This window comes from Streptomyces corallincola, from assembly GCF_019104725.1.
Lineage (GTDB): Bacteria > Actinomycetota > Actinomycetes > Streptomycetales > Streptomycetaceae > Streptomyces > Streptomyces corallincola.
Genome location: NZ_JAHRXF010000002.1, coordinates 139,735 through 161,274, shown reverse-complemented (window position 1 = coordinate 161,274; position 21,540 = coordinate 139,735). Strand labels below are relative to the sequence as shown.

Sequence of the window (21,540 nt, the reverse complement as noted above, 5' to 3'; positions counted from 1 at the left end):
CGGCGCTATACAGAGGAGATCACGGAGGGTGCGGGTGGGGCCCGTGCGCCCGTGCCGTGCCACGATGAGAACCGTGGCCGAGGGGATGCCGGCCGATTTCGGCATCCGGAGCCGGGAAGGCAGAACATGAGCACCGAGGTCGGCAGTGCGGGGAACGAGGCGGGGACCGTGGTCCGTACCGCGCGCGTGCCCAAGTACTACCGCTTGAAGAAGCACCTGCTCGACATGACGGAGACGCAGTCCCCCGGCACACCGGTGCCGCCCGAGCGCACGCTCGCGGCCGAGTTCGACACCTCCCGCACCACCGTCCGCCAGGCCCTCCAGGAGCTGGTGGTCGAGGGCCGCCTGGAGCGCATCCAGGGCAAGGGCACGTTCGTCGCCAAGCCGAAGGTCTCGCAGGCGCTCCAGCTCACCTCGTACACCGAGGACATGCGGGCGCAGGGCCTGGAGCCCACCTCGCAGCTGCTCGACATCGGGTACGTCACGGCGGACGAGCGGCTCGCCGGGCTGCTGGACATCACCGCGGGCGGCCGGGTGCTGCGCATCGAGCGGCTGCGGATGGCCAACGGCGAGCCGATGGCGATAGAGACCACCCACCTGTCGGCCAAGCGCTTCCCGGCGCTGCGCCGCTCGCTGGTGAAGTACACGTCGCTCTACACGGCGCTCGCCGAGGTGTACGACGTGCATCTGGCCGAGGCCGAGGAGACCATCGAGACCTCGCTGGCCACCCCCCGCGAGGCGGGGCTGCTGGGCACCGACGTGGGTCTGCCGATGCTGATGCTCTCCCGGCACTCCCTGGACCACGCGGGGCGGCCGGTGGAGTGGGTGCGCTCGGTGTACCGGGGCGACCGGTACAAGTTCGTCGCCCGGCTCAAGCGCCCGCTGGACTGAGCGCCCCGCCGGGACCCGCCCGCCGGGACGCTCCACCGCCGTCACCTGCACGGCTTCGTCACACCTCAAACGCCAGATCGACCGGCCGAGATGTGAGCGGGGTCTTCCCCCGCCGCCGCCCCGTCACTAGATTGCCCGCACGTCACACAGGTGATCAACGAGGGGACGGAGCCGTGGCATGTCCGAAACACCTGAAGTGAGACCGCCGGTGGTGACACCGGTGCGGGTCGTCATCGGCGTGTGCCTGCTCGCGCCGTTCGTGGCGATGCTGTGGGTGGGTTCGTACGCCAAGACCGACCCGACGTTCATCGGCATCCCGTTCTTCTACTGGTACCAGATGCTCTGGGTGCTGATCTCGACGGCGCTCACGATGCTCGCGTACAAGCTGTGGAAGCGGGACCGGGCGGGTCGCGGGGGCGCGGACGGCAAGGGGGCGGCGCGATGAAGGACGGCGTCAACGGCGTCGCGCTCGGCGTCTTCATCTTCTTCTTCGTGGCCGTCACGGTCATGGGCTTCCTCGCCGCGCGCTGGCGCCGGGCCGAGACCGAGCACACCCTCGACGAATGGGGGCTGGGCGGCCGGTCGTTCGGCACCTGGATCACGTGGTTCCTGCTCGGTGGCGACCTGTACACCGCCTACACCTTCGTGGCCGTCCCGGCGGCGATCTACGCGGCGGGCGCGTCCGGGTTCTTCGCGGTGCCGTACACGATCCTGGTGTACCCGCTGATCTTCACCTTCCTGCCCCGGCTCTGGTCGGTCTCGCACCGGCACGGGTACGTCACCACGTCGGACTTCGTGCGCGGGCGGTTCGGGTCCAGGGGGCTGTCGCTGGCGGTGGCGCTCACCGGCATCCTCGCCACCATGCCGTACATCGCGCTCCAACTGGTCGGCATCCAGGCCGTGCTGGACGTGATGGGCGTGGGCGGCGGCGAGAGCACCAACTGGTTCGTGAAGGACCTGCCGCTGCTGATCGCGTTCGGTGTGCTGGCCGCGTACACCTACTCGTCGGGGCTGCGGGCGCCCGCGCTGATCGCGTTCGTGAAGGACACGCTGATCTACATCGTGATCGCGGTGGCGATCATCTACATCCCGATCAAGCTGGGCGGGTTCGGGCACATCTTCGCGGCGGCGGGCGAGAAGTACGCGAGCACCGGCGTCGGTTCGGTCGTACCGGCGCCCGCGGGGCAGTGGACGTACGCCACGCTGGCCCTCGGCTCGGCGCTGGCGCTGTTCATGTATCCGCACTCGATCACCGCGACGCTGTCCTCCCGCAGCCGTGAGGTGATCCGGCGCAACACCACGATCCTGCCGCTGTACTCGCTGATGCTGGGCCTGCTGGCGCTGCTCGGGTTCATGGCGATCGCGGCCGGGGTGAAGGTGACCAACGGGCAGCTGGCGATCCCGCAGTTGTTCGAGGACATGTTCCCCTCGTGGTTCGCGGGGGTGGCGTTCGCGGCGATCGGGATCGGCGCGCTGGTCCCGGCGGCGATCATGTCGATCGCGGCGGCCAACCTGTTCACCCGCAACATCTACCGGGACTTCATCCGCCCGGACGCCACACCGGCGCAGGAGACGCGGGTCTCCAAGATCGTGTCCCTGCTGGTGAAGGTGGGCGCGCTGGTCTTCGTCCTGACGATGGACAAGACGGTCGCCATCAACTTCCAGCTGCTGGGCGGCATCTGGATTCTCCAGACCTTCCCGGCACTGGTCGGCGGTCTGTTCACCCGCTGGTTCCACCGCTGGGCGCTGCTGGCGGGCTGGGCGGTCGGCATGGTCTACGGCACGCTCGCCGCGTACGGGGTGGCCTCGCCGACGCAGAAGCACTTCGGCGGCTCGGCGAAGGAGATCCCGGGCATCGGTGAGATCGGCTACATCGGTCTGACGGCGTTCGTGCTGAACGTCGTCGTGACGGTGGTACTCACGGTCGTGCTGCGGGCCCTGAAGGCGCCGGACGGGGTGGACGAGACCAGCCCGGAGGACTACACGGTGGACGCGGGCGACCGGGGCGTACAGGCGGATCTGCCATCCGCCGCGTCGGGCGCTGGGCACTGAACCACCGCGCCGCGAGGGCCGCCGGGACACCTGTCCCGGCGGCCCTCCGTCATGACCGGCCCCGCCGCTCACCGGCACGGCGACACACGGCAGACACAACATCTGGGGGTGACACCACGCCCCGGCACTAGATGTATGCTCGTCCTCGCTGTCGCCGCAGGGGAATCCGGTGTGAATCCGGAACTGTCCCGCAACGGTGAACTCGCGTGCCGCGGCACGCCCGTCCAGTCCGAAAACCTGTCGGCAGCGTGCGCCCCGCCGTCCTGGCACGGGCGCGCTTCAGACGTCCGGGCCTCGTGGAATGGGCCGGTGGACGCGGCGCCGCGCGCCCGTGCTCCCCCCTGTCCGCTTTGAGGCCCCGTGCCGAGCGAGGGAGAGCCCCAGTGACCATCGCGCCAGCCGATCCGGCTTCAGCCGTCCAGGTGACCGACGCCCCGGTGGAGGCCGACGGACCCGGAGCCGCGCTGCTGCGGACCCTGACCGGTCTGACCGCGGACCTCCCCGACGCCGACCCCGGCCGGGTGGCCGCCGCCGCGCTGCGCGGCCGGTCGGCGCGGGCCGACGAGGCGGAGCTGCGCGACCTGGCCACCGAGGCCGCCGCCGGACTGATCTCCGAGGACCCGGCGTACTCCCGGCTCGCCGCCCGGCTGCTCACCCTCGGCATCCGCGCGGAGGCCGCCTCCCAGGGCGTCACCTCCTTCACCGGGTCGGTGGCGACCGGGCACCGCGAGGGCCTGATCGCGGACCGCACCGCGGACTTCGTGGCGCTGCACGCGGCCCGGCTGGACGCGCTGACCGACCCCACCGCCGACGACCGCTTCGGCTACTTCGGGCTGCGCACCCTGCACAGCCGCTACCTGCTGCGCCACCCCCTCACCCGCAAGGTGATCGAGACCCCGCAGCACTTCCTGCTCCGGGTCGCCGCCGGGCTCGCGGAGGACGACTCGGTCCGCGCGCTGGACGAAGTGGCCGCGCTGTACCGCCTGATGAGCCGCCTGGACTACCTGCCGTCCTCCCCCACCCTGTTCAACTCCGGCACCCGGCACCCCCAGATGTCGTCCTGCTATCTGCTGGACTCCCCGCTGGACGAACTCGACTCGCTCTACGACCGCTACCACCAGGTCGCCCGGCTCTCCAAGCACGCCGGTGGCATCGGGCTGTCGTACAGCCGGATCCGTTCGCGCGGTTCGCTGATCCGGGGCACCAACGGGCACTCCAACGGCATCGTGCCGTTCCTGAAGACGCTGGACGCGTCGGTGGCCGCGGTGAACCAGGGCGGGCGGCGCAAGGGCGCGGCGGCGGTGTACCTGGAGACCTGGCACTCCGACATCGAGGAGTTCCTGGAGCTGCGGGACAACACCGGTGAGGACGCCCGGCGCACCCACAACCTGAACCTGGCGCACTGGATTCCGGACGAGTTCATGCGCCGGGTGAACGCGGACGAGCCGTGGTCGCTGTTCTCCCCGTCGGACGTGCCCGAGCTGGTGGACCTGTGGGGCGAGGAGTTCACCGCCGCCTACGCGAGGGCGGAGGCGGCGGGGCTGGCCCGGCGGACCATCCCGGCGCGTGAGCTGTACGGCCGGATGATGCGCACCCTGGCGCAGACCGGCAACGGCTGGATGACCTTCAAGGACGCGGCCAACCGCACCGCCAACCAGACGGCGGAGCCGGGCCACGTGGTGCACTCCTCCAACCTGTGCACGGAGATCCTTGAGGTCACCGACGACGGCGAGACGGCGGTGTGCAACCTCGGCTCGGTCAACCTGGGTGCCTTCGTGGCGGACGGGGACATCGACTGGGCGCGGCTGGACGAGACGGTCCGCACGGCCGTGACGTTCCTGGACCGCGTGGTGGACATCAACTTCTACCCGACCGAGCAGGCGGGCCGCTCCAACGCCAAGTGGCGTCCGGTGGGCCTGGGCGCGATGGGGTTGCAGGACGTGTTCTTCAAGCTGCGGCTGCCGTTCGACTCGGCGGAGGCGAAGGCGCTCTCCACCCGGATCTCCGAGCGGATCATGCTGGCCGCCTACGAGGCGTCCGCCGACCTGGCCGAGCGGCACGGCACGCTGCCCGCCTGGGAGAAGACGCGGACCGCGCGCGGGGTGCTGCACCCCGACCACTACGACGTGGAACCGGTCTGGCCGGAGCGGTGGGCGGCGCTGCGCGCGCGGATCGCGTCGGTGGGCCTGCGCAACTCGCTGCTGCTGGCGATCGCGCCGACCGCGACCATCGCGTCCATCGCGGGGGTCTACGAGTGCATCGAGCCGCAGGTGTCCAACCTGTTCAAGCGCGAGACGCTGTCGGGCGAGTTCCTCCAGGTCAACTCGTATCTGGTGAACGACCTGAAGGAGCTGGGCGTCTGGGACGCGCGGACCCGTGAGGCGCTGCGCGAGTCGAGCGGCTCGGTGCAGGACTTCGCGTGGATTCCGGCGGAGGTGCGGGCGCTGTACCGCACGGCGTGGGAGATCCCGCAGCGCGGTCTGATCGACATGGCGGCGGCCCGCACCCCGTATCTGGACCAGGCCCAGTCGCTGAACCTGTTCCTGGAGACGCCGACCATCGGCAAGCTCTCCTCGATGTACGCGTACGCCTGGAAGTCGGGGCTGAAGACGACGTACTACCTGCGCTCGCGCCCGGCGACGCGCATCGCCCGCGCCGCCCGCGCGCAGGCACCGGCGGAGGTCCCGATCCCCGCCCAGCAGGCCGCCGACCCCGACGCGGTCGCCTGCTCCCTGGAGAACCCCGAGTCCTGCGAGGCCTGTCAGTGATGTCAGCACAGTCTGCCGCCCGTAACACGAACCTGCTCGACCCCGGCTTCGAGCTGACCCTGCGTCCGATGCGCTACCCGGACTTCTACGACCGCTACCGGGACGCGATCAAGAACACCTGGACCGTGGAGGAGGTGGACCTGCACTCCGACGTGGCCGACCTGGCGAAGCTGACCCCGGCCGAACAGCACATGATCGGGCGGCTGGTGGCGTTCTTCGCCACCGGTGACTCGATCGTCGCCAACAATCTGGTGCTGACGCTGTACAAGCACATCAACTCGCCCGAGGCGCGGCTGTACCTGTCCCGGCAGCTGTTCGAGGAGGCCGTGCACGTCCAGTTCTATCTGACGCTGCTCGACACCTATCTGCCCGACCCGGAGGACCGCGCCGCCGCGTTCGCGGCCGTGGAGAACATCCCGTCCATCCGGGAGAAGGCGGAGTTCTGCTTCCGCTGGATGGACTCGGTGGACCGGCTGGACCAGCTGGAGTCCCGGGCCGACCGCCGGAAGTTCCTGCTGAACCTGATCTGCTTCGCCGCGTGCATCGAGGGCCTGTTCTTCTACGGCGCCTTCGCCTACGTCTACTGGTTCCGCAGCCGGGGTCTGCTGCACGGTCTGGCGACCGGCACCAACTGGGTGTTCCGGGACGAGACGATGCACATGTCGTTCGCGTTCGACGTGGTGGACACCGTCCGCAAGGAGGAGCCGGACCTCTTCGACGAGGAGCTGGGCCGCGAGGTCACCGGCATGCTCCGGGAGGCCGTGGAGGCGGAACTCCAGTTCGCGCGGGACCTGTGCGGCGACGGCCTGCCGGGCATGAACACCGACTCGATGCGGCAGTACCTGGAGTGCGTCGCCGACCAGCGTCTCGCCCGGCTGGGTTTCGCCCCCGTCTACGGCTCGGAGAACCCGTTCTCCTTCATGGAGTTGCAGGGTGTGCAGGAGCTGACCAACTTCTTCGAGCGCCGTCCGTCGGCGTATCAGGTCGCGGTGGAGGGCACCGTGGACCTGGACGAGGACTTCTGAGTCTCCCACGCCTTCGAAACGCCGGGATCCATCCGGGTCCCGCGCTCCGGCGCCCCGGGTTCCGGGGCGCCGGACCGCTCGGCCGCGCGGAGTTCGCGGTCGATACACCAACGCCGGGTTCACCCTCAGCACCCCGCACGGTCTGGACCGGCTGGAGGAGGCCGACCTGATCGCGGTCCCGGCGGGCGAGACCTTCGCGGAGCGGGAGTACCCCGGGGAACTGCTCGACGCGCTGCGCCGGGCGGTGGCGCGCGGCACACGGGTGCTCAGCGTCTGCTCGGGGGTGTTCGTGCTGGCGGCGGCCGGGCTGCTGGACGGGCGCCGGGCCGCCGTGCACTGGCGCCACGCGGAGAGTCTGGCCCGCCGGTTCCCCCGGCTGACCGTCGAGCCCGATGTGCTCTACGCCGACGAGGACCCGGTGTTCACCTCGGCGGGGACGGCGGCCGGGATCGACGCCTGTCTGCACATCGTGCGCAAGGAGCAGGGGCCCGAGGTGGCGGCGAAGATCGCCCGGCGGATGGTGGTGCCGCCGCACCGGGACGGCGGACAGGCGCAGTTCATCGAGCGCCCGCTGCCCACCGGGCCCTGCGACACCGTCGGCGAGGTCCTGGTGTGGCTCCAGGAGCATCTGCACGAGGAGATCACGGTGGACCGGCTCGCCGCCCGCGCGCACATGGCGCCGCGCACCTTCGCCCGCCGCTTCCAGCAGGAGACGGGGACCACGCCGTACCGCTGGATTCTGCGGCAACGGGTGCTGCTGGCGCAGGAGTTGCTGGAGGGCACGGACGAGACGACGGACGCCGTCGCGGTGCGCACCGGGTTCGGCACCGGGGCCGCGCTGCGCCACCAGTTCACCCGCGCCCTCGGCACCACACCGCAGGCGTACCGGCGCGCGTTCCGGGGCCCGGAGGCCGCCTGACCGCGCGCCGGTACGCCCGGTTCACCAGGCCACGGGCCGTACCAGCAGCCGCTGCGGGCGCAGCGTGATGCCGACCCGGGTGGCCGGGTCGGAGCCGGGGACCGGTTCGAAGCGGTACTCCGCGGAGACAGCGGCGACGATCAGGCTGAGCAGCGCCATCGAGAAGTGGTCGCTGGGGCACTTGCGGTTGCCGACGCTGAACGGGCTCATCGCGTGCCGGGGCACCTCTCTGGCCCGCTCGGGCAGCCAGCGGTCGGGGTCGAAGTCGAGGTGGGCGTCGTAGGAGCGGGGGTCGCGCTGGACGGCGTAGGGGCTGTGGATGATGTCGGCACCGGCCGGAATGCGATAGCCGCCGAGGTCGGTGTCGGCGGTCGCGCGGCGCGTCAGTATCCATACCGCGGGGTACAGCCGCATGGTCTCGACGATGACGTTGTTGGTGTGCGTGAGGGAGCGTACGTCCTCGAATCGGACGGGTCGGCCGCCGGTCACGGATTCGACTTCGGCGCGTACCTTCTCGGCCTGTTCCGGGTGGGTGGCGAGGATGTGCAGCAGCCACATGATCGTGGAGGCGACGGTTTCGCTGCCGGGGGTGAGGATGGCGACGACTTGGTCGTGGATCTCCTGTTCCCCGATGGGGTCGCCATTGTCGTCCTTCGCCTCCAGCAATGCCGTCAGCAAATCGTCCGGCTTTTGACCGCTCGCCCGGCGCTCGGCGATGATCTCGTCCACCAGCAGATGCAGATCGGCCAATGCCCGGTTGAATTCCCGGTTTGCCGGGAAGGGCAGCCGGTACAGCGGTCCGAGGGGAACGACCATGCGCCGGTACATACCGCCGAAGACGACGGTGAGGTCGTTGCTGAGGCGTTCGGCGCGCTCGTCCATGAAGTCGCCGCGCAGCAGACAGCGGGCGGCGATGCGCACGGCGGTGCGGAACGCCTCCGAGGTCGCCTCGATCGTGCGGCCGGGCTGCCAGCGCTCGGTGAGCGCGTGCGCCTCCTCCTCCATGACCGAGCCGTAGCCGGGTATCGCGTCCAGCCGGAACGCGGGCTGGATGGTGCGGCGCTGGCGGCGGTGGCGGGGGCCGTTGGCGGTGGCGACGCCCTCCTTGCCGAGCAGCCCCTCCAGGGACTCCCACAGGGGGCCCGCGACGGTGAAGTTGGGGTTCAGCGCGAGTGCGCCGGTCAGCTCCGGCGTGGTGACGGCGTACACCGTCTTGGGTCCGAGCCTCAGGCGCACCACCTCGCCGTGGTCGCGCAGCGCGGCCATGTACGCGAGCGGGTCGCGCACCAGTTTCAGGCCGTGGCCGAGCACCGGGACGGCGCCACCGGCCGGGAGCGGGTCGCGCGGCTCCGGCGCCCCGGACGTCGCGGGCTGCACTGACTCGACGGTCATTTCTCACCTGCTGCTTCGTTGTTGACGTACGGGGGTGTGGAGCGGTCGTCCCAGGTGTCCACCATGTAGCGGCCGGACTCGTGGTGGAACCAGTAGACGGAGCTGAACCAGTTGCGCATGTTGCCGACGCAGGCGCGGACGGCGGCGGCGAGTCCGTCGCCGCGCGGGGTGCCGTCGGCGAGCGACGCGGCGAACGCGAGGGCGTCCCGTTCGGCCACCAGGAATTCGGTGACGCATTCCTCGACCCGGCGCCGTACTTCACGCACCGCTTCTTCGAGGGTCAGCCCCTCATGGGTGATGAGACTGATGCCGAGATTGTGGACCTCGTCGCCCGCTATTTCCTTGGGCAGGGAACAGAGGTCGTTGTACCAGGCGGCGAATTCCTGGCTCAGCAGCGCCGCCCGGCGGAAAGCGGGATTCTTCCGCACGGATTCCGGGAGTTCGCATCCGGCGCTCGGCTCCAGGAGATCCGTCCATATCCAGTGGGCGAAGGTGAGCCGCCGGAGCGCGAGATATTCCGCGACCGTGGGGACGGTACCGGTGACCCGGTTGTGGAATTCACGGTCGTACGCCTCGATGACCTCGTGGAAATGGCGGGCGAAACGCTCGTTCCAGGTGACCGGGAGGAAGGAGTCCAGGCGCAGCACGCTGTCCGCGAACCCGGCGACCAGTGGGTCCTGGTGGTGCAGGTGGTGCCGGGGCGCGTCGAGTGCCGCGTGCAGGCGTCGGCGCAGCAGCGACCAGTCGGCGGGGCGGCCGTGCACGATGTCGCGGTCGTGACGGTCGTCCCAGACGAAGAACCACGCGCTGTAGTCCGCTATGGCCTGGAGGACCTCGTCGGGGGCACCGAGGTAGTAGCCCGCCATGAGGTCCGTGTAGCACAGGCTGTCGGCATATTCCCGCACCTTCTCCGGCGTCATCAGCCGCTTTTCCAGGAGCCACTGGCGGGTCTTCTCCTGGAGCTTCGGCCAATACGGGTGGAGCTGCCGGGGAAAGGCGTCCTCGATCAACGGGAGGGCGAGGGACGGCGGTACCGCGACCGCCGTCGGCGTTGTGGTGCCGTGTGAGAAAGCGTGCACGAACAGTCCCCTCTCAGCCGCCTGCGGCGCACACCCCTCGGTGTGGAGCCGGGCGTGCGCCGTCGTGTATCCCCGCGCTTCCCATTCAGCACTACAACTGACCGTTCTGGGAACGGATTTGCTCCATTCACTACCCCCGGATGTCCGGTCCCGGAGCACCACGGGAACGACCGACGCCCGGCCGGGATGATCCCGGCCGGGCGTCGGCGCAGTTCGGACGGCCGGTGTCCCGGCCTGGAGAGGTCAGTCGTTGGCGACCACCGGGTAGCGCGGTTCGTTCTCGGCCATCTGCCGCAGCGCGTCCTTGCGGTCGCGCTTGGAGAGGCGGTCGATGTAGAGGTGGCCGTAGAGGTGGTCGGTCTCGTGCTGGAGGCAGCGCGAGAAGTAGCCGGTGCCCCGCACCCTGACCGAGTTGCCCTTCTCGTCCTGGCCGGTGATCTCGGCGTAGTCGGGGCGCGCGAGCGCCGCGTACGCGCCGGGGACCGACAGGCAGCCCTCGTTGCTGTCGTCCAGGCGGCGGCGGTCGGCGGCCAGCTCGACCGGCCGGGGGTTACAGACCACGCCGACGTGCCGGGTGCCCTCGTCGTCCTGGCAGTCGTAGACGAAGACCTTCAGGTCCACGCCGATCTGGTTGGCGGCCAGACCCACGCCCTCGGCGGTGCGCTGGCTGGCGAACATGTCCGCGACCAGCTGCTCCAGCTCGGGGCCGAACTCGGTGACGTCCCGGCACTCCGTGTGCAGCACGGGGTTGCCCACGACCGTGACCGGCCGGGAGGTGCCGCGCTCGCGCCACGCCTGCTCGCGGCCCTCGCAGTCCTCCGTATCGACGACGTAGCCCTCGCCGTCCACGGGGAGCACGCCCGCGTGCTGCTGATCGGTGTCCTGCTGCGCCATGACCGACGTACGCCTTCCTGCACAAGATGAGGGGGGAGACTGCTGGGACTGCTGCTACAGGGTACGGGGCCGACGGCCCGCGCCGGGCACGGTCCCCGGCAGCGGCACCGGCTCAGCAGACCTCTTCGAGGTCCCGCCAGTCGCGGGAGTCGGGGCTGTCGGCGACCCAGCCGTCCAGCAGCCCGCGCACCAGGGACGGCGGCGCGGCCACCCCGCACTCGCGCTCCGGCACCCACAGCCGTCCGTCGGTGCGGTGGCCGAGCGGGCCGGGGTGGCCGGGCTCGCTGTGGTCGTGCGGGTCCAGGTGCTCGCCGTCGCCCTCGTCGGACGGCATCCGCGACTCCGAGCACATCCGGCACAGCAGCCGCACCGAGGACGACCAGTCCTCGGCGGCGAACCCGGCGTCGGCGGCGAGCTGTTCCAGCGCGTCCCGGTCCGCCTCGGTGGCCGCCTCCAGCAGCACCACCCAGGTCGGCACCGGGGAGGGCGCCCACAGCTCGATCTCGTCGAACACCGGGAAGGCGTGCCCGTCGGAGGTGGTGCGCTCGCCGTGCGGGACACCGTCGTGCAGCACGACCTCGCCCCAGCGGCGCCCGGAGGACGGCAGCGGGATCGACAGCACCTCCATGCGGGCGGGGTCCAGCCTGCGTCCCCACACCACCTCGGCCTCGCCCTCCGGGGAGAGACGTACGGCCGCGCTGCCCAGATCCATGCCGAGGGGTTCCCCGGCGGCGGTCGCCCCGCCGGGCACCTTCAGGCCGTACGCCTGCCAGGCGCGGCGGGCCAGCGGCCAGTCCTGGAGCGCGGTCGCGGCGATGCCCACGTTCCACCAGTCGGGGGCGCCGGTCTCCCGGTCCAGCAGGGCCACCGCGCGCAGTCCGGCGGCGCGGGCCTGCTCCCAGTCGTGCCGGAACTTGTGCAGCAGGGCGAGGTTGAACCAGGACTCGGCGAGCCAGGGTTCCAGGTCGGCCGCCCGTGTCAGCAGCTCACCCGCGTCCTCGTACCGGCCGTCGCCGATGAGCGTGAACGCCCGGTCGGTGGCCTGCCGCCAGGAGGCGGAGGGCCGGTGCCGTCCCTTGCCGAAGATCCTCACGATTCCCGCCTGCCAGTTCCGTTTCCGCTCGTGGGCTGGCTCGATGCCCCCGGACACCCTCTTCCCTCGCATCCAACCACGGACGGCGGGAAGGGCGCTCATTACCCGTGGGTTACCCCGGAGCGGGCAGACTCAGACCCCCTCGGGACAGCACGCGGGCCAGCGCCGCGACCACCTCCGGGGCGTACGCCGCCGCCCCGGTCAGGCGGAGTTCCTCCAGCGCGCTCAGCGGCCCGCCCGGACCGGCCCGGCGGGCGGTCTCCTCGTAGGCGTTCACCGTCCGTACGATGCGGGCGGCGAGCGGCTGCCCGTCGGCGGGGTCGGCCTGCCGCTCGACCACGGCGGCGACCCGCGCGTCCACCCCGGTCTGCCGTACGACGGCGCCCCCGAGCAGGGCGATACGGCGCTGCTCGGCCGGGGGCAGCACGGCGGTGGCACCGCCCGGGACCGGATCGACGAGGCTGAGCTGTCCGATGTCGTGCATCAGCGCCGCGTACTCCAGGACGGTCAGGTCCTTGCCGGTGAGGCCCAGGTCCCGGCCCACCTCGACACTGAGCGCGGCGACCCGGCGGGCGTGCCCGGCCGGGGTGCAGCCGGCCGTCTCGGTGGCGCGGGCCAGCGAGGCGATGGTCTGCCGGTAGGTGGCGCGGACCGCCTCGTGCCGCCGCAGGGACGTCTGGGCGAGCAGCAGCGGCACGCAGAACACCGGCAGCGCCCACAGTCCGGCGACCGCGACCGCCGGTGCGGTGACCGCGCCGGTCGCGCCGACGGCGGCGCCGATCCCGCGCAGCGCGCGCAGCTCCTCGCGGAGCGCGGCACCGAACGGGCGGCGGGCGCGGGCCAGCGCGGCGGCGAGCAGGGCGTCGCACAGCGCGGTGAGCGCCAGGAGCACGACGATCAGCAGCGCCTGCGCGGTCCCGCTCCAGGCCTCCGGTACGCCCCGTGCGCGCAGCGGCTGGCAGCAGGCGGCGGCGAACCCCACGGTGAGCACCCGGCGGGCCAGATGGTCGAGCACCGGGGTCCCCCCGCGCCGGACCTGGGGCAGTCCCCCGAGCAGCGAGGCGGCCAGCACCACGGTGACCGCCTGCGCCGGGCCGTGGTGCAGCGGGCGCCCCGCGTCGGCGGCGACCAGCGCGTACGCCAGCGACCCGGCGGTGCCCAGCGGAGCGGCCCGGTGTCCCGGCTCCCCGCTCCAGCGTGTCAGCTCGCCGAGGACCACGAACGCCCCGAACGCCAGGGCCACTTCACGCTCCACCAGCCCGCCCCACAGGGTGCCCGCGAGACAGCCGACGGCGACGAGGGCGGCGGCCAGGTGGACGAGGCGGGGGTGCACGGCGGGACGGGCGGCGGGGTCCCGGTGCGGGCGGCGCGTGGAGTACCGGCGTGGCCGGGGGCGGCGCGCGGGGTGCCGCCGGTGCGGGCGGGCGTGCGCGGCGCGGTCCGGACGGGGGGCCGGCCCCCTCACCGGTGCGCCCCGCTCGGGTCGCGGGACGGGGGCCGGGGTGCGGGCAGCGGGGGCTCGTCGGCGGTGACCGCCGGGTTCCAGCCGTGCCGGGCGAGGGCGCGGGCCAGCGCGGTGACCATCCGGGGGTCGAAGTGGGTGCCCGCGCACCGCTGGAGTTCGGTGACCGCCGCCTCCACCGGGCGCCCCCGGCTGTAGGAGCGGGTGGAGGTCATCGCGTCGAAGGCGTCGGCGACCGCGACCAGCCGCGCGCACTCGGGGATCTGCTCGCCCGCGAGACCGTACGGGTAGCCACTGCCGTCGAGGCGTTCGTGATGGTGCAGGATCGCCGCGCGGGCGTCCCCGAGGAAGGAGATGCCGCGCACCATCTCGTGCCCGTACTCGGGGTGCAGTTCGATGATCCGGCGCTCCTCCGGGGTGAGCGGGCCGTCCTTGCGGAGCAGCCGGGTGGGCACTCCGAGCTTGCCGATGTCGTGCAGAATCCCGGCGAGCCGCAGTGTCTCCACCCGCCCGTCGTCCAGGCCGAGTTCACGGGCGATCAGCACCGAGGCACGGCCGACGCGTTCGCCGTGGCCGCGTGTGTAGCGGTCCTTGATGTCCACGGCCCGCACCAGCGCGCGGATGGTGGCCCGGTGCGCGGCGCGTTCGCGGTCGTACTGCGCGAAGGCCCAGCAGGAGACGCCCATCGGCAGCAGCACGAGGAGCGCGGAGAGCGGGCCGTAGGGACTGCGCCACAGGACGGCCGTCATCAGCCCGGCGAGGGCGTGCACGGCGACCGGGGCGAGCGAGCGGGTGAACAGCCCGCGCCAGGCCCGGCGCGGCGGCAGCCGTTCGGCGGCGACGCGCATCGCGCCGTCGAGCAGGGTGAGGGCGAGGCAGAACGCCGGGACGGCGGCGGCAGCGGGCAGCAGGGCGTACGGGAAGTCGGGGCCGACGACGGCGTCCCGGCCGCCCAGCGCCCAGTGCGTCAGCGAGGCGGCGCCCACCGCGAGCGCGAGCCGCAGCGCCCGCCAGACGCGGCGCACCGGTGCGGTCCGCTCCCCGGCGGGGGCGAGCAGCGCGGCCGGGAGCGGGACGAGGGCGGCGGCGGGCGGGGGGAGCAGGAACGCGGCGGCCAGCAGGACGGGGTGGAAGGTGCCGCCGAACCGGGCGCCGAGGCCGCGCTCACCGGCCGCGTACACGGCGGCGAGCAGGGCCAGCGCCCACCACGGGGTACGGGTGCCGGGCAGCCGCACGACGCAGAGCGCGACCGGCACGGCGGCCAGGACCACCAGGGCCCGCGCTCTCCCCGGCACCGCCTCCATACCGCCCTCCCCGCCCCTGCCCGACCGGCTCGGAGCCTAGGACGGGGGGTGGGGGCGGCGGGAGCGCGCGCGGGGGGAATTAGCACATTCGGGTGAAACCCCGGCCGTGCGGCGGGCGGGCGGTCTCCGGGGATTGGCCGGGGTCCCCGGCCCTGCGGCGGGCGGGGCCGCAGGGAGGGCCCGGGGGGCACCGGGGGCTCAGCCCTCCGGCGAGGCCGTCGTCACGTCGTGCTCGGGGACGGTCTGCCCGGAGCGGATCAGGTCGATCCGGCCCATGACCTTGGCGCGCAGATCGGAGGGCACGTCGTCATGGCCGCAGCACCGCTTGACCAGCTTCTTCACAGCCTGCTCCAGGCCGTACTTCTCCAGGCACGGGGAGCATTCCTCGAAGTGGTGCTGGAACTTGTCCCGGTCGCCGACCGGCACTTCGCTGTCGAGGAACTCGTACAGGTGGTCCAGGACCTCACTGCAGTCCGTCTCGTGCGGCTCTCCGCAGCTCATGAGCCCGAGCCTTTCGCTTCGTCCGACTCTCCGGCGCCCGCGGGGACCAGGCCGCGCTCGCGCGCGTAGTCCTCCAGCATGCCGCGCAGCTGACGGCGGCCCCGGTGCAGCCGGGACATCACCGTACCGATGGGTGTCCCCATGATGTCCGCGATCTCCTTGTACGCAAAGCCCTCTACGTCCGCGAGATACACGGCGATGCGGAACTCCTCCGGGATCGCCTGCAGCGCCGACTTCACGTCCGAGTCGGGCAGGTGGTCCAGCGCCTGCGACTCCGCCGAGCGCAGCCCGGTGGACATGTGCGACTCGGCCCGCGCGAGCTGCCAGTCCTCGATCTCCTCGGCCGCGCTGCGCTGGGGTTCGCGCTGCTTCTTGCGGTACGAGTTGATGAAGGTGTTGGTGAGGATGCGGTACAGCCACGCCTTGAGGTTGGTGCCCTCGCGGAACTGGTGGAAGGACGCGTACGCCTTGGCGTAGGTCTCCTGCACCAGGTCCTCGGCGTCGGCCGGGTTGCGCGTCATGCGCAGCGCCGCCGAGTACATCTGGTCGAGGAATTCGAGTGCGTCGCGTTCGAAGCGCGCGCTGCGCTCGGTGGCGGTCTCCGTGGCCTTGTTCTCCGTACCCTCGTTCCGGCCCTCGGGCAGCTCCGCCTGGCCGTTGTCGGTCCCCGCGTCGGTCCCAGTGACCGGACCCACCTCCTCGCGCTCCACGACGGGGCCGAATCCGGTCCCGCTCGTTTCGGAGGATAGAACACGACCGGTGTCCGCCGCCGCTCGAACGGGAGCGGTCCGGGCCGCGTGCAGCACCGTCCACTCCAGGTCAGCGCGGTCACCGCGGACCTCGGGCGCCGCCGCGCGCAGCGCCTCGCCACCCGTGCGCTCACGGGCTGCGGTCGGGCAGATGGTCGGACCCATGCGGCGGGCTTCCTCTCCTCGGTTCGCGGGTGCCTAGGTTCGGCACGTACGTCCCGCACAACAGCGCCCGGCGGCCCGGCATTCCCGGCGCGACGGGGGCGACACGGTGGGCTGGGCGGCGACACGGTGGGGCGGGCAGCACGGTGGGGCGGGGCAGCCATGTGAGCGTCACCGCCGTCCGAGCGTCACCGTCACCCGAGCGACACGGCCCACCCGGCGACGGCCTCCGCGACGATCTCCAGCGCGCGTTCCTGCCCGGTCGCCGCCCGCTTCCCCACGGCGAACCCGTGATCGGCGTCGGGGACGGGGACGAGGCGGAAGTCACCCTCGGGGAACTCCCCGGGCCGCCCGAACGGGTCGTTGGCGCCCTGTACGACGAGTACGGGCCGTTCCACGCCCAGGAGTTCGGCCGCGCGGGACTTCTCCGGGCGGCCCGGCGGGTGCAGCGGGAAGCTCAGCGCGAGCACGGCGTGCGCGCCCAGCTCGGTGGCGGTACGGCAGGCGACACGGGCTCCGGCACTCCGCCCGCCGGACACCACCGGCAACCCGCGCCCGGCAAGCACCGGCCACACCCCGCGCCACCCCACGTCCAGCGTCTTCGGCGCGGGCGCGACCTTCTTCCCGGCGACCCGCCAGGGCTGCTCGACGAGGGCGACGGTGACCCCGTGCGCGGGCAGGACGCGGGCGATCACGTCGAGATCGCGCGCCTCGATGCCACCCCCCGCCCCGTGACTCAGCGCGAGCACCAGCCGGGCGGCGGGGGCCCGGTGCCAGGTGACGCGGGCGGTACCGGCGGGGGTCTCGACGGTCTCGGTGGGAGGGAGAGGGGTCACCGGAACACCGTAGACGGGACGACGGCCCCGGACCGCTCAGAACAGGGTGCCCTCTTCGGGTCCCTCCAGCTCCTTCAACAGCTCGGGGCCCTCGTTGCGGACGTTGCTGACGGCGGTGGAGACCGGGTAGGCGCGCATCAGGCCGGTGGGCGGCGGGGCGAGGAGTTCCCTGAGCGCGCCGGGGTCGGTGTGGCGGGGGTCGAGCCAGTCGTCCCAGCGGTCCGGGGTGAGCATCAGGGGCATGCGGGGGTGGATGTCGGCCAGCGAGCGGGGCCCTTCGGCGGGCGCCACGGCCAACGGGGTGTCCTCGGCCTCGGTGGTGATCACCGAGCAGGTCGCCCACCAGGCCGACGGATGGTCGTCGGGCAGTGTCCGGTCCCGCCAGAACTCGTACAGCCCCGCCATCGCGAACACCGAGCCGTCGGCGGGCAGTACGAAGTACGGCTGCTTCCGGGGACGCTTCTTGCGCCCCTCCACCTCCAGCTCCCGCTCCTGCGTCCCGGTGACCCACTCGTAGTACCCGTCGGCGGGCAGAACGCAGCGCCGCGCGGCGAACGCCCGGCGGTACGACGGCTTCTCGTGCACCGTCTCGGCCCGCGCGTTGATCATCCGCGCCGCCCCCTCGGGCGTCTTGGCCCACGACGGCACAAGTCCCCACTTCAGCCTGCGCAGTTGACGCACAGGGCGCGGGTCCGCGCTGTCCTTCAGCGGGCGGTCGAGGACGGCGTACACCTCTTTGGTCGGCGCCACGTTGTAATCGGGCGCGAGCGCCTCCTCGGGCTCCCACCGCTCAACCCCGAAAACCCCGGCCAACTCCCCGACCCCCCGACTGGCCGCATACCGCCCGCACACCCGGCCCACCTCCACTCCGCCACACCAGTTGCCGCAGGGCCAGCGTACGGCGAGGTCCGGGCTGGAACCCAAGCGCGGGTTCCTCGGCGGCTCGGGACGGAGCCTCCCTTCGGAACGGCGGTTCCGACCAGGAACGATTCCCCCCGCCCCCGCGTCTCAGATAGCGTCCGCACACGCGTGCCACCGTGCCGTGCCGGGACGGATGCGCGGGCGCGGAGCGTGGGACGGAGACGCGGGCCGGGGCGGGGACCCCGGCCGGGACAGGACAGGGAGCCACCGACCGACATGGACAGCAGCATGGCCGTCTCCTCGCCGACCGATCTCTGGGACCGGCTCACCGGGCTGCAGCCCGATCCGGACCTGTGGGTGGTCGTGGCCACGCTGGTCGCGGCGCTGGTCGTGGTGGTGCCGCATCCGGTGTGGCGGGTGTCGCGGAACGCGATCACGATCGCGCACGAGGGCGGGCACGGGCTGACGGCGCTGCTCACCGGACGGCGGCTGACCGGGATACGGCTGCACTCCGACACCAGTGGACTGACGGTCAGCCGGGGCAAGCCGCACGGCATCGGCATGATCCTCACGGCCGCCGCCGGGTACACCGCGCCCTCGCTGCTCGGTCTCGGCGGGGCGGCGCTGCTGGCGGCGGGCCGGATCACGCTGCTGCTCTGGGCGGCGACCGCGCTGCTGGTGGCGATGCTGGTGATGATCCGCAACGCGTACGGCGTGCTCACCGTGGTGCTGGCGGGCGGCGCGTTCCTGCTGGTGTCCTGGCTGGCGGGGCCCCAGGTGCAGGCGGCGTTCGCGTACGCGGTGGTGTGGTTCCTGCTGCTGGGCGGGGTGCGTCCGCCCTTCGAACTCCAGGCCAAGCGGCGCCGTGGGGGCGCCGGGGACTCCGACGCGGACCAGCTCGCCCGCCTGACCCACGTACCGCCCGCCCTCTGGCTGTTCCTGTTCCACGCGGTGTCCCTGTGCTCCCTGATCGGCGGCGGGCGCTGGCTGCTGGAGGTGTGAGCCTTGCGGCCACGCCCCCCCCCCGCGGCCGCAAGCCCCGGCCCGCACCTCGTATCCATCGCACCCCGTATCCACCGCCCCCGCAGCCACCACCCCGGCCCCACACCCCGCACCCCCACCCCGTAACCACCGCCCCGCAGCCGCGACGCCCGCCCTTCCCTTGTAGAGCCCCCTATAAAGTGGCCTCATGGCCCCGAACACCGCTCCCCCCGCCCTCTGGCCCGCCCCGCACGCGAGCGGGGCCGTGGACGCCACGGTCCACGTGCCGGGGTCCAAGTCCGTCACCAACCGTGCCCTGGTGCTGGCGGCGCTCGCCTCCGAGCCGGGCTGGCTGCGCCGCCCGCTGCGCTCGCGGGACACGCTGCTGATGGCGGGCGCGCTGCGCGCGATGGGCGTGGAGATCGAGGAGGGCGTCGGCCCGGACGGCTCGGGCGAGGCGTGGCGGGTGCTGCCCGACGGGCTGCGCGGCCCGGCCACGGTGGACGTCGGCAACGCGGGCACGGTGATGCGCTTCCTGCCGCCGGTGGCCGCGCTGGCGAACGGCCCCGTCCGCTTCGACGGCGACCCGCGTTCGTACGAGCGTCCGCTGCACGGCGTGATCGACGCGCTGCGCGTGCTCGGTGCCCGGATCGACGACGAGGACCGGGGCGCGCTGCCGCTCACCGTGCACGGCGTCGGGGCGCTGGACGGCGGCCCGGTGTCGATCGACGCGTCCGCGTCCTCGCAGTTCGTCTCGGCGCTGCTGCTCTCCGCGCCCCGCTTCAACCAGGGTGTCGAGGTCCGGCACACCGGTGCGACCCTGCCGTCGCTGCCGCACATCCGGATGACCGTGGACATGCTGCGCGCGGTCGGCGCCCAGGTGGACACCCCGGAGTCGGGCGGCGAGCCGAACGTGTGGCGGGTGACGCCGGGCGCGCTGCTCGGCCGGGACCTGACCGTCGAGCCCGACCTGTCCAACGCGCAGCCGTTCCTCGCGGCGGCGCTGGTCACGGGCGGCAAGGTGCTGGTCCCGGACTGGCCGGCCCGCACCACGCAGCCGGGCGACCGGCTGCGGGAGATCTTCACCGAGATGGGCGGCGCCTGCGAACTCACCGACGCCGGGCTGTCGTTCACCGGCACCGGACGCGTCCACGGCATCGACGTGGACCTCGGTGACGTGGGTGAGCTGACGCCGGGCATCGCGGCGGTGGCGGCGCTCGCCGACTCCCCCTCGACGCTGCGCGGGGTGGCCCATCTGCGGCTGCACGAGACGGACCGGCTGGCCGCGCTCACCAAGGAGATCAACGAGCTGGGCGGCGACGTCACCGAGACCGCCGACGGCCTGCACATCCGGCCGCGTCCGCTGCACGGCGGGGTCTTCCACACCTACGACGACCACCGCATGGCCACCGCCGGTGCGATCATCGGCCTGGCGGTCGCGGGCGTGGAGATCGAGAACGTGGGGACGACGGCAAAGACCCTGCCGGACTTCCCCGATCTGTGGACCGGGATGCTCGGGAACTGACGGGCGGACCGGGATCATGCGCCGCTACGGCAAGCACACCGACGAGGACGACATCCGCAGCCGCCCCAACCGCAAGGGGAACCGGCCGCGCACCCATATCCGGCCCAAGCACGAGGACGCGGCCGAGGGCATGGTCCTCACCGTGGACCGGGGCCGCCTGACCTGCCTGGTGGACGGGCGCGCGGTCACCGCGATGAAGGCCCGCGAACTGGGCCGGAAGGCGGCCGTGGTGGGCGACCGGGTCGCCCTGGTCGGGGACCTGTCCGGCACGAAGGACACCCTGGCGCGGATCGTGCGCATCGAGCCGCGCGCCTCGGTGCTGCGCCGCACCGCCGACGACGACGACCCGTACGAGCGGGTGGTCGTCGCCAACGCCGACCAGCTCGCCATCGTCACCGCGCTCGCCGACCCCGAGCCCCGGCCGCGCCTGATCGACCGCTGCCTGGTCGCGGCGTACGACGGCGGTCTGGAGCCGCTGCTGGTGCTGACCAAGTCGGACCTGGCCCCGCCGGACAAGCTCCTGGAGCTCTACGGCGACCTGGACATCCCCTACGTGGTGACCAGCCGGGACGAGCTGGAGAACGGGGACGCGGCGGAGCGGGTCCGCGCCCATCTGCGCGGCCGGATCACCGCGTTCGTCGGGCACTCCGGCGTCGGCAAGACCACCCTGGTGAACGCCCTCGTCCCGCAGGACCGACGGCGCAGCACCGGCCACGTCAACGCGGTGACCGGGCGCGGTCGGCACACCACCACCTCCGCGCTGGCGCTGCCGCTGAGCGGCGAGGACGAGTGGGTCGTGGACACGCCGGGCGTACGGTCGTTCGGGCTGGCGCACATCGATCCCTCGCGGGTGATCAACGCCTTCCCGGACCTGGTGCCCGGCACCGAGGGCTGTCCGCGCGCGTGCGGCCACGACGAGCAGGACTGCGCGCTGGACGCCTGGGTGGCGGAGGGCCACGCCGATCCGGCGCGGCTGTACTCGCTGCGTCGGCTGCTCGCCACCAGGGACCGCAGGGAAGGCGACTGATCACCGCGTGTTTGCGGGT

Annotated in this window: 18 protein-coding genes, 1 pseudogene and 1 riboswitch; of the genes and pseudogenes, 9 read left to right on the top strand and 10 right to left on the bottom strand. The window is 72.6% G+C overall.

Annotated features, from left to right (window positions below):
* Positions 1–126 precede the first annotated feature (126 nt).
* From KUM39_RS02260 to KUM39_RS02235, 6 genes and pseudogenes are all read left to right on the top strand, one after another.
* Positions 127–891, top strand: coding sequence for a GntR family transcriptional regulator (locus tag KUM39_RS02260; protein WP_217783625.1), 765 nt, complete (start codon positions 127–129; stop codon positions 889–891).
* A 178-nt stretch (positions 892–1,069) separates the two neighbouring features.
* The gene (locus KUM39_RS02255; protein WP_217783624.1) at positions 1,070–1,336 is read left to right on the top strand and encodes a DUF3311 domain-containing protein; all 267 of its coding nucleotides are present in this window, start codon (positions 1,070–1,072) and stop codon (positions 1,334–1,336) included.
* On the top strand, positions 1,333–2,943 hold the full coding sequence (gene mctP / locus KUM39_RS02250; RefSeq protein ID WP_217783623.1) for a monocarboxylate uptake permease MctP: 1,611 nt from the start codon (positions 1,333–1,335) through the stop codon (positions 2,941–2,943). Before KUM39_RS02255 ends, mctP begins: the two co-directional genes overlap by 4 nt.
* A 135-nt stretch (positions 2,944–3,078) precedes the next feature.
* Positions 3,079–3,202, top strand: a riboswitch (cobalamin riboswitch).
* 124 nt (positions 3,203–3,326) lie between these two features.
* Entirely contained in the window at positions 3,327–5,711 is a 2,385-nt protein-coding gene (locus KUM39_RS02245) for a ribonucleoside-diphosphate reductase subunit alpha (protein ID WP_217783622.1), read from the top strand.
* A complete protein-coding gene (locus KUM39_RS02240) occupies positions 5,711–6,736 on the top strand; it encodes a ribonucleotide-diphosphate reductase subunit beta (protein WP_217783621.1) in 1,026 nt (341 codons plus the stop codon). The genes KUM39_RS02245 and KUM39_RS02240 overlap by 1 nt, the downstream gene beginning before the upstream one ends.
* A gap of 106 nt (positions 6,737–6,842) precedes the next feature.
* Positions 6,843–7,655 (top strand): annotated as a pseudogene (locus KUM39_RS02235) (helix-turn-helix domain-containing protein); the annotation flags it as partial.
* A gap of 21 nt (positions 7,656–7,676) precedes the next feature.
* Here the strand turns inward: KUM39_RS02235 and KUM39_RS02230 are convergent.
* From KUM39_RS02230 to KUM39_RS02185, 10 genes are all read right to left on the bottom strand, one after another.
* Complete coding sequence (locus tag KUM39_RS02230) at positions 7,677–9,047, bottom strand: bifunctional albaflavenone monooxygenase/terpene synthase (protein ID WP_217783620.1); 1,371 nt, start codon at positions 9,045–9,047, stop codon at positions 7,677–7,679.
* Positions 9,044–10,126, bottom strand: a complete 1,083-nt coding sequence (cyc1, locus tag KUM39_RS02225; RefSeq protein WP_217783619.1) for an epi-isozizaene synthase — start codon at positions 10,124–10,126, stop codon at positions 9,044–9,046. The genes KUM39_RS02230 and cyc1 overlap by 4 nt, the downstream gene beginning before the upstream one ends.
* Positions 10,127–10,369: 243 nt before the next feature.
* Positions 10,370–11,020, bottom strand: coding sequence for a peptide deformylase (gene def, locus KUM39_RS02220; RefSeq protein WP_217783618.1), 651 nt, complete (start codon positions 11,018–11,020; stop codon positions 10,370–10,372).
* Between the two features lie 112 nt (positions 11,021–11,132).
* Positions 11,133–12,113, bottom strand: a complete 981-nt coding sequence (locus tag KUM39_RS02215; RefSeq protein WP_217783617.1) for a hypothetical protein — start codon at positions 12,111–12,113, stop codon at positions 11,133–11,135.
* Positions 12,114–12,225: 112 nt separating this feature from the next.
* Positions 12,226–13,446: an HD-GYP domain-containing protein gene (locus tag KUM39_RS02210; RefSeq protein ID WP_217783616.1), complete on the bottom strand. Its 1,221-nt coding sequence runs from the start codon at positions 13,444–13,446 to the stop codon at positions 12,226–12,228.
* Positions 13,447–13,574: 128 nt separating this feature from the next.
* A complete protein-coding gene (locus KUM39_RS02205; protein ID WP_217783615.1) occupies positions 13,575–14,879 on the bottom strand; it encodes an HD-GYP domain-containing protein in 1,305 nt (434 codons plus the stop codon).
* Positions 14,880–15,077: 198 nt separating this feature from the next.
* On the bottom strand, positions 15,078–15,380 hold the full coding sequence (gene rsrA / locus KUM39_RS02200; protein ID WP_217783614.1) for a mycothiol system anti-sigma-R factor: 303 nt from the start codon (positions 15,378–15,380) through the stop codon (positions 15,078–15,080).
* On the bottom strand, positions 15,377–16,075 hold the full coding sequence (locus KUM39_RS02195; RefSeq protein ID WP_217783765.1) for a sigma-70 family RNA polymerase sigma factor: 699 nt from the start codon (positions 16,073–16,075) through the stop codon (positions 15,377–15,379). The genes rsrA and KUM39_RS02195 overlap by 4 nt, the downstream gene beginning before the upstream one ends.
* 410 nt (positions 16,076–16,485) lie before the next feature.
* Positions 16,486–17,127 carry an alpha/beta hydrolase family protein gene (locus tag KUM39_RS02190; protein WP_217783613.1) on the bottom strand — a complete coding sequence of 214 codons (642 nt, stop codon included), beginning with the start codon at positions 17,125–17,127 and terminating at the stop codon, positions 16,486–16,488.
* Positions 17,128–17,163: 36 nt separating this feature from the next.
* On the bottom strand, positions 17,164–17,979 hold the full coding sequence (locus KUM39_RS02185; RefSeq protein WP_217783764.1) for an SOS response-associated peptidase: 816 nt from the start codon (positions 17,977–17,979) through the stop codon (positions 17,164–17,166).
* A 285-nt stretch (positions 17,980–18,264) separates the two neighbouring features.
* Between KUM39_RS02185 and KUM39_RS02180 the strand changes: the two genes are divergently transcribed.
* From KUM39_RS02180 to rsgA, 3 genes are all read left to right on the top strand, one after another.
* A complete protein-coding gene (locus tag KUM39_RS02180) occupies positions 18,265–18,990 on the top strand; it encodes a M50 family metallopeptidase (protein ID WP_217783612.1) in 726 nt (241 codons plus the stop codon).
* 187 nt (positions 18,991–19,177) lie between these two features.
* A complete protein-coding gene (gene aroA / locus KUM39_RS02175; RefSeq protein WP_217783611.1) occupies positions 19,178–20,494 on the top strand; it encodes a 3-phosphoshikimate 1-carboxyvinyltransferase in 1,317 nt (438 codons plus the stop codon).
* 16 nt (positions 20,495–20,510) lie between these two features.
* Complete coding sequence (gene rsgA / locus KUM39_RS02170; protein WP_217783610.1) at positions 20,511–21,521, top strand: ribosome small subunit-dependent GTPase A; 1,011 nt, start codon at positions 20,511–20,513, stop codon at positions 21,519–21,521.
* The last annotated feature ends 19 nt before the right edge of the window (positions 21,522–21,540 follow it).

What these genes read in the sequence shown, in the direction of transcription:
- KUM39_RS02260 (WP_217783625.1), top strand. Translation starts at nt 127, where the DNA reads ATGAGCACCGAGGTCGGCAGTGCGGGGAACGAGGCGGGGACCGTGGTC.
- KUM39_RS02255 (WP_217783624.1), top strand. Translation starts at nt 1,070, where the DNA reads ATGTCCGAAACACCTGAAGTGAGACCGCCGGTGGTGACACCGGTGCGG.
- mctP (WP_217783623.1), top strand. Translation starts at nt 1,333, where the DNA reads ATGAAGGACGGCGTCAACGGCGTCGCGCTCGGCGTCTTCATCTTCTTC.
- KUM39_RS02240 (WP_217783621.1), top strand. Translation starts at nt 5,711, where the DNA reads ATGTCAGCACAGTCTGCCGCCCGTAACACGAACCTGCTCGACCCCGGC.
- KUM39_RS02230 (WP_217783620.1), bottom strand. Translation starts at nt 9,047, where the DNA reads ATGACCGTCGAGTCAGTGCAGCCCGCGACGTCCGGGGCGCCGGAGCCG.
- def (WP_217783618.1), bottom strand. Translation starts at nt 11,020, where the DNA reads ATGGCGCAGCAGGACACCGATCAGCAGCACGCGGGCGTGCTCCCCGTG.
- KUM39_RS02205 (WP_217783615.1), bottom strand. Translation starts at nt 14,879, where the DNA reads ATGGAGGCGGTGCCGGGGAGAGCGCGGGCCCTGGTGGTCCTGGCCGCC.
- rsrA (WP_217783614.1), bottom strand. Translation starts at nt 15,380, where the DNA reads ATGAGCTGCGGAGAGCCGCACGAGACGGACTGCAGTGAGGTCCTGGAC.
- KUM39_RS02180 (WP_217783612.1), top strand. Translation starts at nt 18,265, where the DNA reads ATGGACAGCAGCATGGCCGTCTCCTCGCCGACCGATCTCTGGGACCGG.
- aroA (WP_217783611.1), top strand. Translation starts at nt 19,178, where the DNA reads ATGGCCCCGAACACCGCTCCCCCCGCCCTCTGGCCCGCCCCGCACGCG.
- rsgA (WP_217783610.1), top strand. Translation starts at nt 20,511, where the DNA reads ATGCGCCGCTACGGCAAGCACACCGACGAGGACGACATCCGCAGCCGC.